The organism is Bacteroides sp. RTP31139st1_H2_RTP31139_211217, assembly GCF_040227615.1.
Classification (GTDB): domain Bacteria; phylum Bacteroidota; class Bacteroidia; order Bacteroidales; family Bacteroidaceae; genus Bacteroides; species Bacteroides uniformis.
Window position 1 is genome coordinate 376 of the sequence record NZ_JBCNZM010000139.1, and the last position, 12,745, is coordinate 13,120.

Below are 12,745 nucleotides of genomic sequence, written 5' to 3' on the forward strand. Positions count from 1 at the left end.
GTGGGAGGTACACCGAGGTTCAGCACCAGCATGCGGTAGATGGTTCCGAGCATCGTAGTTTTCTCCTTCTCCAGAGCTTCGGGCTTGGCACCGGCGGCAGCCATGTCACGCAGTTGCAGACCATACTCTTTCAGCTTCAGAGAGATGAGGTTGGCCATGCGGGAGGTATTTTCACTGCTGTTTGTTTCGGGCATGGCATCTTTGGGAACAAGGCCGTATTTGGAAACAATGTCGGCCACACCGGTAAAGGTACCCCCATCGCTCAGCGGATGCTGGAAGAGCCATTCTACGGTCTTATCAGTCAGGGGACTCTTGGAGGTGTCGATGATGCCTTGCAAGAAGAGGTTTGCCTTCTCCAACTGGTCCCAGAAGAAGGGATAGACTTCGGAGAACTCGAAAGACTGGAAACCGTATTCGGCAAGAGTCTTGGCACGCATCACATTCAGCCCCGTAAACAGCCAGCAGCGGCCAGACGACTTCTGGTCGGTGATGCCTTTGGATTCTACCTTGATGGAGAAGTGGGTATCCATGCCCTGCATATTCTCCTGGTTGAGTGCCAGTTTACGGATGTCATTATTGCCTATGGCATTGCGGAGCGCCTTGTCGGCAGCCGTGCCTTGATAACTTTGCTTGATTTGTCCAAGCATTTCGGGGCTGATACCCCCTTTTCCCTCTTGTGCCTGCACAGAGAACAGTGCGGCACTCAGAACAATTACAGATAAAAATCGTTTCTTCATTCAGATTATGTGTTTTTAGTTATTGATGTCTTGCTTCGTGAAGCAGACAAAAGTAATGTCTTTTTTGATAATTTTAGTGACATCTTTAGATTTATTATCTATTACAGTGAAAACTATTCGGGATAAAATAGTTTCCTTTGCACCCACATTTCGTACGACATGAAAAGATATATACTAAGCATTATCGCACTGGTGCTGTTCGCCACCACCTTTTATGCCCAGGAACAGACTGCGGCCGCCACAAACGACAGCGTTCCTGCACTGACCAAAAAAGAACTACGCAAGCAAAAGGTAGCGCGTCGGAATCTGCATTACAATATTCTGGGCGGACCCAGCTACACCCCCGACTTCGGTACCGTGCTGGGAGGAAGCGCCCTAATGACCTTCCGTATGAACCCCAGCGACACCACGCAGCTGCGCTCCGTAGTGCCCATGGCCATCGCCTTCATGTTCAACGGTGGCATCAATCTCTTCTCCAAACCGCAACTCTTCTTTAAGGGCGACCGTTTCCGTATCTTCGGAAAGTTCAGCTATAAAAATACGGAAGAAAACTTTTACGGCATCGGCTATAATACCAATAAAGATTATGTACGAAGCGACAGTACCAGCAAATACCGGTACAGCGGCGTGCAAATCAACCCCTGGTTCCTTTTCCGACTGGGCAACAGCAATATCTTTGCCGGACCTCAAATCGACATCAATTACGACCACTTGACGGAGCCCGGCAAGTTCTTGGTGGACGAACCCTCGTACAAAGAGGCAGGCGGTACGGCTAATGGCTATAACAACTTCAACTCCGGCCTCGGTTTCCTGCTGACATACGACAGCCGTGACGTCCCTGCCAACGCCTACCGTGGTATGTATCTGGATTTCCGCGGCATGATGTACGCCAAGTTCATCGGCAGCGACCAGACCTTCTACCGCCTAGAGATAGACTACCGCCAATACAAGTCACTGGGCAAGCGCAGGGTGCTCGCGTGGACGGCACAGACCAAGAACGTGTTCGGTGACGTCCCTCTGACGCAATATGCCCTCACCGGAACGCCTTTCGACCTGCGCGGCTACTACATGGGGCAATATCGCGACAAGTCCTCGCATGTGGTCATGGCAGAGTACAGACAGATGCTCAATACCGACCGCAGCACTTGGGTGAAGCGGATGCTCAACCACATAGGTTTTGTAGCCTGGACCGGCTGCGGCTTCATGGGCCCCACTCCCGGCAAGATAGAGGGTGTACTGCCCAACTATGGTGTAGGTCTACGCATTGAGGTACAGCCACGCATGAACGTCCGCCTGGATTTAGGCAAAAACACGGTAAACAACCAGATGTTGTTTTACTTCAATATGACAGAAGCGTTTTGAGTAACGCCCTGCCTACCTGCCCATCCCTTTCCTATGGAGAATGATGTTTGAAAGCCTTTAATCGCCTCTCACTCACAAGGTTATTCAAGCTCACCTCTATAGGAAGCTCACTTCCTTATAACATCGGAACACCTTGAGAAACAAACATTTTATTTTTCTTTTATTTTTCTTGCATCGGTAAAAGATTATCCATACTTTTGGCAATCACATTTCTTTTTATCAAAAAAGAAAGCAAACGAGCGGATACATGAAAGCCCTTGAAGTACTCTTCTGGATAAGTTTATTCATAGTGTTCTATACTTATATAGGATATGGTATACTATTATATATCCTGGTCAAGATAAAAGAATGTTTCCGTAAGCCTGCGCCCCGTCCGATGCCTGCCGACGATGCTTTACCCCCATTGACGCTATTTATCGCCGCCTACAACGAAGAAGATGTAGTGGATGAAAAAATGCGCAACTGCCTGGAGCTGGATTATCCCGCCGACAAGCTACGCATCCTCTGGGTGACCGACGGCAGCAACGACCATACCAACGAACGCCTCTCCCACTGGCCGCAAGCCATCGTCCTCCACCAACCCCAACGCCAAGGCAAGACAGCCGCCCTGAACCGCGGTATACATTTCGTAGAAACGCCCCTTGTCGTGTTCACCGATGCCAATACTCACCTCAACCGCGAAGCCCTGCGGGAGATAGTGCACGCCTTCACCGACCCTAAAGTGGGATGCGTGGCAGGCGAAAAACGTATCGCCGTGCAAAGCAAGGACAATGCTGCCTCGGGGGGAGAAGGGCTATACTGGAAATACGAATCCACCCTCAAAGCGCTCGACGCACGCCTCTATTCGGCAGTAGGCGCAGCGGGTGAACTGTTTGCCGTGCGCCGCGAGCTGTTCGAGGAAATGCAGACAGATACGCTGCTCGACGACTTCATACTCTCCCTGCGCATCGTCATGCAGGGACACACCATTGCCTATTGTGCCAATGCCTATGCCGTAGAAAGCGGCTCGGCAGACATGCGCGAGGAAGAAAAGCGCAAGGTGCGCATCGCTGCCGGGGGCTTGCAGTCCATCTGGCGGCTGCGTCCGCTGCTCAACCCATTCCGTTACGGTACATTCTGTTTCCAATATATTTCCCACCGGGTGCTGCGCTGGTCGCTCACTCCTATCCTATTGTTCCTATTGCTTCCCCTCAACACAATTCTCATCTTTACGACAAGCACGCCATTACTGTATGCCATCATCTGGCTGTTACAAGCTCTTTTCTACCTCATGGGAAGTTGGGGGTACTACCTTTCAATGAAGCATATAAAAAACAAGATACTTTTCATCCCCTACTATTTCCTCTTCATGAACGTCAACGTCATACGAGGATTCAACTACCTGCACAAGCGCAAAGGCAATGCAAGCGGCGCATGGGAGAAGGCCAGAAGGGCATGAAACTAATACTGTAAGAATGAAAAACATTTTGAAACAAGCTGAAAACGCCGAGAGACTGTTGAAGCTGACGTCAGATACCATGCTCCTTCTGAACCGGGACGGCATTTGCATGGACATCGCAGTGTACAATGTAAACCTTTGGTTCATGAAGGAAGAAAAGCTGCTGGGCAAGAATCTGCTCCAACTGATACCGCCGTCCACTTACTACCAAGTATATCCGGAGTTCAAGAAGGTACTGACGCAAAAGGTACGTTCAGTCCATAATTACGAAATGACACTGGGTCACACTACCTATTACTTTAAATGCATCATGTACCCGTACGACGGCATGGTCCTCTGCCAGTACCGCGACATCACAGAACGCAGCCAGCGCAAACTGGAACTCGAAAAGAAAAACCACGAGCTCAACGAAATACAAAAGGCCGCCCTCATCGGAAACTGGCAATACGATACCCAGACCCGCATATTCTGTTATGCAGGCCATACGGGCATCATGTGTTCGGAAGAGGTGCAGCACATCAATATGGACAATTATCTGGAACTCATCCTTCCTGAAGACCGGAAAAGCTTTACCGGCTGGATGAAAGAGAATCTGAAAGGCAAGATGGAAAACAGCGTGGACTACCGCATCTTCCTCCAAGGAAACATTTTCTATATCCGCCTCAAAGCGTTTGCCCGCGAACGGCAGAAAGACGGGAATGTCACTATAGAAGGATACATACAGAACATTACCGACATACAGAAACGGCGCAACGACATCAATCTGCTGACACATGCCATCAACAACTCCACCGAGGACATTTATTCGGCACACGAAGACGGCACGCTGATATTCTGCAACCGTTGCTTCAAGGAACGGCATGGCATCGGTAATGGCCAAGACATCACCCGGATGAAGATATACGACCTGCCCTCATACGGCAGGGATGAAACATCCTGGAAAGAGTTTGCCAACCGTGTCAAACGTGGAGAGACGAACCACGGATACATCGTCTACCATCCGCTGCCCAAGCGTCCGGAAGTACTCGCCATTGAAGGAAACGCTTATTGGGTGACAAGCGACAAAGGGGAAGGAACCATCTGGACATTCGGAAGAGACGTATCGACACGCATCCGGCATGAGCAGCAAATCAAACAGTTCAACCAGATTTTGGACAAAATCATCGAAAACCTCCCGGCAGGCATTGTTGTGAAGGACATCAACAACAACTTCAAGTACCTCTACCGCAACCGCGAATCGTATAACCGCGAAATCCCCATACAAGAGGCATTGGGAAAGGACGACTTCGATTTTTATCCTCTGGAGACTGCTCAGGAAAAGAGGGCGCAAGACATCGAAATAGCCAGAACCGGCAAAGAGATGCACTGGATTGCGGAAGAACGCGACGGAAACGGAAATCCCATCTATCTGGACAAACGGAAGATGAAGATTGAAAGCAACGACTTCTCCCCCATCCTGCTGAACATCGAATGGGACATCACGGAAATGGAACAGATGAAACGGGAACTGCTCGTAGCCAAGGAGAAAGCCGAGACCTCCGACCGACTCAAATCTGCCTTTCTCGCCAACATGAGCCACGAGATACGCACACCGCTCAATGCCATTGTAGGCTTCTCACGAATTATTGCCGAAAGTACCGACGAGGAAGAACGGCTAGGCTATTACGAAATAGTGGAATCGAACAACGAACGCCTGCTCCAGCTCATTAACGAAATCCTCGACTTATCAAAAATAGAATCGGGCATCGTGGAGTTCACCATCACGCCCGTACGCCTCCATCCACTCTGCAAGGAGATACACGACGCACATATTTTCCGCTGTCCCGAAGGAGTGGAACTGATATACGAACCCTCTGACGAGAATATCGTGATTGACGGAGACAAGAACCGGATTTTCCAGGTCATTTCCAATCTGATAGGCAATGCCTTCAAGTTCACCACCACCGGGCACATCAGTTACGGGTATCGCCGGGAAGGCAAGTATGTAGCATTCCACGTCACCGATACGGGTATGGGCATTGCACCGGACAAGGTGGACCGGGTATTCGAACGTTTCGTCAAGGTGAACAACTTTGCCCAGGGCACCGGATTGGGACTTTCTATCTGCAAAACCATCATCGAACGTCTGGGTGGCAACATATCCGTCACTTCAGAGGTGGGTAAAGGCACCACATTTACTTTTGTTCTCCCGCTGGAATCCACCAGCAAAACAGAGGCGGAAAAGAAAGAAGAGGACAACCAGGAAACGACAGCAGAGACACACTCCACAGAGCAGAGGGGCAAAAATGCAGCCCCCGGAGATTCCCCGAAGAATGAAGAGGTTGGAGCACTCCCTACCCCTCCTTCCAAGACCATCCTGATTGCCGAAGATACAGAAAGCAACTTCATCCTAATTAACGCCATTTTAGGCCGACTCTATCGGCTGAAACATGCCAAAGACGGCATGGAAGCCGTAACGATGTTCGAGGAAGTCCACCCCGACCTCATCTTGATGGACATGAAAATGCCCAACCTTGGCGGAATCGACGCCACTCGCATCATCCGTGAACTGGTACCGGACGTCCCCATCATCGCCCTTACAGCCTATGCCTACGAGCACGACAAGCAAGCTGCCCTGGAAGCAGGTTGCAACGACTTCCTTACCAAACCCTTCACTCAAGAAGTGCTGAAGGAAACCATCAAGAAATGGCTGGATGATAAAGGATGACTGAAAAACAGTCATCCTCCACTTTATGCAAAAATATCACTTCGCTGGATATAAGCAATCACATCCCCTTTATTGACCACATCCCCTTGCTTGGCACAGACTTCCACCACACGTCCGGTAAATCCGGTCCATATCTTCTCGTATTCGCCCCACGGCGTAGAGATGTAGCAGAACACCTCATCATGCTGGTACTTGCGTCCGATGAAAGGAGCAGAAGAAGGACCTTCGACGGAAACCTCCCAAAGCACTTGCCCCTTGGAAGGCGCGATTATCGGGTCTGCCTTGGCACGCTTCAGCTTCTTGATTTCTTCTTCCGAGTATCCGTTTTTGGCCATTGCCGCATCCTTGGCACGCTGCAGGTCATCCTCAAAACGTTTCTTGGCAACGCCGGATTTATAGTCGCGATACTGTCGGTCGTGCATGGCAAGCTCGAAGAGTTCCTCGTCATCATCGCCATATTCCCAACCGTTTTCGTCCATCTCTTTCCGGTATGTATCCAGAGCATCCGGGTAGTTCAGCTGCGGGTCCGTATCCACGAACTCAAAGCCTTTGGACTTGGCCAGTTCCACTATCTCGGGCGCTAAAGTACCGGGGAGGCGTCCGCTCTTGCCCAAAATCATGTCCCACGTATGGTTGTCTATCATCGTCCAACGCTCCTCTCCCTTTACCTGCTGCATGAGGTTCATCAAAGCCACATTCTTCACATACTGGCTGAAAGGAGTCACCAAAGGAGGATAACCCAGCTTGGGCCATACATATTCCACTTCGTCGAACAGCATGACGAGCAGGTCGTCCAGACTGAGTTCCGGCTCGTTCTTACCGCGCAGTATCATGTTGATGCCGGAATGCACTCCCTTCAAGTCGGCCATCATGGAGCCCATCATGCCACCCGGCAAACCGCACTTCAGCAAGAGTGAGGACATATGTTTATTGGTGGGGTCCATGAAATAACCCAAGAACTCGTCAATGAACTCCTGCGTCATGGCACGGGCTTTCATGTAGGCTTTCATGTTTATGTCGGGCACTTGGAAACCCTGGTCTTTCAGCATGGCCTGCACGGAGATGATGTCCGGATGAACCTTGCCCCACGACATGGGTTCCATCGCCACATCGATGATGTCGGCACCGTTCTCACAGACTTCGAGAATGGAAGCCATGGAAAGTCCGGGACCGCTATGCCCGTGGTATTGTATCAGCACATCGGGGTGCTTCTCCTTAATGGTTCTGACAAGCTGTCCCAGCATACCCGGACGTCCGATGCCCGCCATATCCTTCAAGCAGATTTCAGGTGCCCCGGCTTCAATCAACCGGTCGGCAATACTGGCATAGTATTCCACCGTATGGACGGGAGAATACGTGATGCAGAGCGTAGCCTGCGGTATCATGCCCGCTTCCAGAGCATATTTGATAGAAGGAATTATATTCCGCGTCTCGTTCAATCCGCAGAAGATACGGGTAATGTCCACACCCTGGGCATGCTTCACCTTGTACATCAGCCGGCGCACATCTGCCGGAACGGGATACATGCGCAGTGCATTTAGCCCGCGGTCGAGCATATGCGTCTGTATGCCTGCTTCCCTAAAAGGTGCGGTAAAGGCGCGTACAGCCTTGTTGGGATTTTCACCATACAGAAGGTTTACCTGCTCAAAAGCTCCTCCGTTTGTTTCAACGCGTGCAAAACAACCCATTTCAACTATCAACGGAGCAATACGTACCAACTGGTCTACCCGGGGTTGATACTTACCGGACGACTGCCACATGTCCCGGTAAACAAGACTGAATTTAATTTCCTTTTTCATCATAGTCAGTAATAAGAGATTTTTTCCTTCGGTTAACTTAACATATACAAATATAAAGGATTATTCTGACATATAGTCAAGAATAACCCTTAAAAATTCATCACTGACAATATGTTATATATCATATTGCTACTATCAAATTATTATCAGATGAAATCTTTCAGTTCATCCTGCAACTTCTGGCGTGTAAAGAAGATGCGGCTTTTCACCGTTCCGAGCGGAAGGCCGAGGCGTTCGGCAATCTCGCGGTACTTGAAACCGGACACATGCATGGAGAAAGGGACTTTATAGTCGCGTGGAAGGGCATTGACGATGCGATGCATTTCTTTCAGGTCGTAGGCACCCTCGGTACTGGCAAAACCAGAGTCCTGGGGCATGCTGAGGTGATACTGATTGTCCGTCTGGTCCACAAAAGTCTGTTCGCGAACTATTTTCCGGTAATTATTGATAAAGATGTTGCGCATAATGGTATACATCCAACCTCTGAAATTGGTGTCGGGTTCAAATTTGTCTTCGTTATCCAAAGCCTTGAGAGATGTCTCTTGCAACAAATCATTCGCTTCTTCCCGGTCGGCTGTCAACTTGTATGCAAAGCGAAGCAGTTCTTCTTGCACTGCAAGTAAATCTTTTCTAAAACTGTAAGTATTCATACTTTGCTCAATTTTTAAATAGTTAATAATGGTTTAGGTTTTACGATTGCAAGTATAAGGAAGATTTGAAGCCCCGGGGGACGGAATACGGTTTTTATTAGGGGGGAAAACTATCATTTGACAGTTTACACCCCCCCTCTCTGATAGTTTACGGGTGATATTATATACTGAAAACCATCATTTTTCCGAAGATTTCGTAAATGTTACGTGATTTTTTTATAGCTTTGCCTACATATAGGAAAACACTTTTATTACATAAAAACACTTTATTTTATGAAATCATTTCAATTTAAGTCACTTCTTCTGCTGGCTGCCCTCATCATTTCCCTGCCCTCCTTTGGACAAGGACTGAAGGCGTTCAAGCTGAAGAACGGTCTTTCCGTATATATATGGGAAGATGAATCCAAATCGGACGTGTTCGGACTGGTAGGCGTACGTGCCGGTTCCATCAACGACCCCGAAGAGTACACGGGACTTGCACACTACCTGGAGCACGTCATGTTTAAAGGAACAGACAAGATAGGCGCGCTGAACTGGACGGAAGAAGAACCGATCTACAAGGAAATCATCGCCAAGTACGACCAGATGGCCGAAGAAGCCGACCCGGCAAAAAAAGAAGCCATCAGCAAGGAAATCAATGAGCTGACCGTCAAAGCTGGAAAATTGGGACTTCCCAACGAATACTCCAACCTGATGGAAAGCATGGGTGCCAAAGGGGTGAATGCAGGCACCTACTATGACTGGACCTTCTATCACAGCTCCTTCCCTGCCTATCAGATAAACAAATGGCTGGAAATCTCCTCACAACGTTTCCTGCATCCCGTATTCCGTTCCTTCCAGTCGGAGCTGGAAAACGTGTACGAAGAATATAACCGTTCACAAGATGACCAGGGACGTGCACAGAACCAGTTCGTGATGGAGAAAGCTTTTGAGGGACATCCTTACTCCCGTTCCATCATCGGCCTGCCCGAACATCTGAAGAATCCCCGCTTGAGCAAGCTGATTGAATTTTACGAACAATGGTATGTCCCCGAAAACATGGTACTGGTACTCGTAGGAAACATCAAAGCCCAACAAATCAGCGGACGCATCAATGCCGCCTTTGGACGTCTGGCTGCTAAGCCCGCACCCGAACGCAAGGTCTACCAGAACCTCGAAATAAAGGGCCGCAAACAGTATTCGGCTAAAGTAGGATTCTACCCGCAAGTGGCAATGGTATTCAATGGAGTACCTGCCGGACATCCCGACGAAGACGCTCTGGACATCGCTCTGGCACTGCTGAACAACAACAGTCAGACCGGAACTATGGACAAGCTGGTACTGGACGGTGAACTGACCAGCGCCGGAGCCTACACCCGTACTTTCCGCGAACAAGGACGCGCCATCGTAGCGGCCATTCCCCTCTACGACGAAAACCAGCGCCGTTTCGAGTCTACCAAGAGCGCCGAAAAGAAAGCCTTGAAAGCCATCCAGCAAATCGCCAACGGAGAATTCGAGGACTGGAAAATTGATGCCATCAAAGCCGAGAAATGCCGCCAGTTCGACCTGGAAATGGAGTCGAACGAGGACAAGGCCATGATACTGATGAACGCCTTCTACAACGAGCAGGACTTGGGCGACATACTCAATTACAAGGACAAGATTATGGCCATCACCACTGACTACATCAAGCGAGTAGCCAAGAAATATCTGTCAGACAATTACCTGGACCTATATATCGAAAAAGGAAAGCCTGACAAGAACGCCAAGATTGAGAAGCCGGGTTACAAACCCGTAGAACCTCCGATAGGCAAAGAATCGCTCTATGCAACACAATTCAAAAACCTGCCCATCGGACAGATGGAGGAGAAATTCGCAGACTACGGCGAAGTGCAAATCAAGCAACTGAACGACCGTTCAAAGATGTACTACACACCCAACAAGGAGAATAACGTATTCCAGTTGGTTGTACAATACGGAGCCGGTGAACGCGAATTCCCAAAACTTGGCTATGCCGCCCAGTTGATGAACAACGCAGGCATCATGGGGGCCTACGAACCGCAAGAGTTGAAAGAAGAACTCAGCAAGCTGAACGCAACCTGCCACGTGACAGCCGATGATGACAACCTCTACATCATCATGGAGGGCTACGAAGCCACCCTGCCGCAAGCCTGCCAGCTACTTTCACGCCAGATTTTGATGCCAAAACTGGACGAAAAGCAACTGGCACGTCTGAAAGGTTCGGCAATGGGTATGCGCCAGCAGCGCAAAGACAACGTCAGCATCCTGAACGAAGCACTGCGACAGTACATGCTCTACGGAGAGAAATCAGACTACATCAAGGAGCTGACCGACAAGGAGATTTACGAATTACAGATTTCAGAACTGACGGGCGACATCAACCGTGCCTCCAACTACGAGGCAAAGGTGTTCTTTACCGGAACACTCCCCTTCGACCAAGTATACGACATTCTGAGCAAGAACCTCCCGTTGGTGGCCAACGAACGCCCGTCCAACTCCCCGCAGGCAAAGGACATGATGCCGGTGACCGAAAACACCGTCTACTTCCTGCCTAACAACGATGCAGAACAAGCCCAAATCCACCTCTACATCCCGATGCAGAAGGCTGACAAAAAGGACGACGTGCTGCGTAGCGCATTCAACCAATACTTCGGCCTTGACTTCACCGGCATCGTTCTGAACGAAATCCGCGAAAAACGCTCCATGGCCTACACAGCCTACGCATTCGTCGGCACGCAAGGCATAGCCGGAAAAGCAAGCTATCTGCGCGGCTATATCGGTACCCAGAACGACAAGGCAAACGATGCACTGGACGTGCTGATGGGTCTCGTCAACGACATGCCGAAGAATCCGGAACGTATCGACAACATCAAGAGCTACCTCCGCCAAGCCATGCTGACCAGTCACCCCAGCTTCCGCAACAAAGCCATGGAACTGGTAGACTTGGGCTACAGAGGCTACACGGACGACCCAGCAAAGGAAAACCTGCCGAAAGTAGATGCACTGACCTTTGACGACATCGTGAAATTCTACGAAGAGAACATCAAAGACAAACCTTACTGCATTTCCATCATGGGCAACCCTAAGAACATTGACCTGAAGCGGCTGGAAAAATTCGGCAAGGTAGTGAAACTGAACGAACGCAAACTTTTCAACACGAAGGATGCATTGTTCTAACCTTGTTTTATCCCCTTAGCAATCCCATCCTCTTTCCCCCTTATCAGGGGAACGAGGAATATGAAAGATTCCCCGACATTTCGGTTCCAAATGCCGGGGAATCTTATATTTAACACCTGAAGTTCTTTTGCACATTGCCCGGAATTTCACCGGAAAATCCCTGAGATTCTCAGACAGCAGATAACGGACTACCCTTCCTGCTCCTCTTCATTGCCCGAAAGGATAGGCAGGCAAATCCTATACTTCACCGCCAGTATGCGGGTAACGAACACCGTCACACCGCCCACAATCTGACACACGAAAGACTCCATCCCCAGAAGATGGCACATCCAGTAGAAGGTTCCTCCCACCACACAAGCCATCGCATAAATCTCCTTCCGGAATATCAGCGGAATTTCGTTAATGAATACGTCACGTATCACACCTCCCGCAGCCCCGGTGATGCTGCCCATAATGATGGCCACCCAGAAGGGATAGCCCAGCGCGATGCTCTTGCCCACGCCGACCACCGTGAACAGTGCCAGGCCGATACTGTCGAATATGAAGAACGTATTGTGCAGATGGATGAGATGTTTACCGAAGAGGATGACCCACAACAAGGCCAGTCCGGTACAAATCAAGTAAATGGGATCCGTCATCCAGCCCGGGGTGACGTCCAGCAACAGGTCGCGTATCGTACCGCCACCAATGGCCGTCACAAAACCCACCACATACGCTCCAAACCAGTCGAACCGCTTGGCCGAGGCCAGGCGTATGCCACTGATGGCAAAGGCAAATGTGCCAATGAAATCGAGTATCTGAACAAATGTTGGCATTATCACTTTGAGAATTAAAAATTATAAATTATAAATTAAACATTGAATAAGTGTGTATTT

8 protein-coding genes are annotated in these 12,745 nt (G+C 49.6%); 4 read left to right on the forward strand and 4 right to left on the reverse strand.

The genetic code is table 11. The features are described from left to right. A partial coding sequence (locus ABUA47_RS18540; RefSeq protein WP_349831875.1) for a C1 family peptidase occupies nucleotides 1-737 on the reverse strand: 737 nt, incomplete at its 3' end. Between the two features lie 159 nt (nucleotides 738-896). Between ABUA47_RS18540 and ABUA47_RS18545 the strand changes: the two genes are divergently transcribed. The 3 genes from ABUA47_RS18545 to ABUA47_RS18555 all read left to right on the forward strand — a co-directional run bounded on the left by ABUA47_RS18545 (nucleotide 897) and on the right by ABUA47_RS18555 (nucleotide 6,244). Continuing rightward, nucleotides 897-2,099 carry a BamA/TamA family outer membrane protein gene (locus ABUA47_RS18545; RefSeq protein WP_117945518.1) on the forward strand — a complete coding sequence of 401 codons (1,203 nt, stop codon included), beginning with the start codon at nucleotides 897-899 and terminating at the stop codon, nucleotides 2,097-2,099. Nucleotides 2,100-2,346: 247 nt separating this feature from the next. Continuing rightward, the gene (locus ABUA47_RS18550) at nucleotides 2,347-3,537 is read left to right on the forward strand and encodes a glycosyltransferase family 2 protein (protein ID WP_035448293.1); all 1,191 of its coding nucleotides are present in this window, start codon (nucleotides 2,347-2,349) and stop codon (nucleotides 3,535-3,537) included. Between the two features lie 16 nt (nucleotides 3,538-3,553). Next, nucleotides 3,554-6,244: an ATP-binding protein gene (locus ABUA47_RS18555; protein WP_035448291.1), complete on the forward strand. Its 2,691-nt coding sequence runs from the start codon at nucleotides 3,554-3,556 to the stop codon at nucleotides 6,242-6,244. 23 nt (nucleotides 6,245-6,267) lie between these two features. Here ABUA47_RS18555 and ABUA47_RS18560 read toward each other — a convergent pair whose 3' ends face one another. Both ABUA47_RS18560 and ABUA47_RS18565 read right to left on the reverse strand, forming a co-directional pair. Further along, nucleotides 6,268-8,043: a biotin/lipoyl-binding protein gene (locus ABUA47_RS18560; protein WP_347774668.1), complete on the reverse strand. Its 1,776-nt coding sequence runs from the start codon at nucleotides 8,041-8,043 to the stop codon at nucleotides 6,268-6,270. Between the two features lie 146 nt (nucleotides 8,044-8,189). After that, nucleotides 8,190-8,693, reverse strand: coding sequence for an RNA polymerase sigma factor (locus tag ABUA47_RS18565; protein ID WP_005828302.1), 504 nt, complete (start codon nucleotides 8,691-8,693; stop codon nucleotides 8,190-8,192). A 273-nt stretch (nucleotides 8,694-8,966) separates the two neighbouring features. On the opposite strand from ABUA47_RS18565, the gene ABUA47_RS18570 reads away from it, so the two are divergent. Then, nucleotides 8,967-11,870, forward strand: a complete 2,904-nt coding sequence (locus ABUA47_RS18570) for a M16 family metallopeptidase (protein ID WP_349831873.1) — start codon at nucleotides 8,967-8,969, stop codon at nucleotides 11,868-11,870. A gap of 188 nt (nucleotides 11,871-12,058) precedes the next feature. Here ABUA47_RS18570 and ABUA47_RS18575 read toward each other — a convergent pair whose 3' ends face one another. Continuing rightward, nucleotides 12,059-12,685, reverse strand: a complete 627-nt coding sequence (locus ABUA47_RS18575) for a trimeric intracellular cation channel family protein (RefSeq protein WP_005836440.1) — start codon at nucleotides 12,683-12,685, stop codon at nucleotides 12,059-12,061. Nucleotides 12,686-12,745 lie beyond the last annotated feature (60 nt).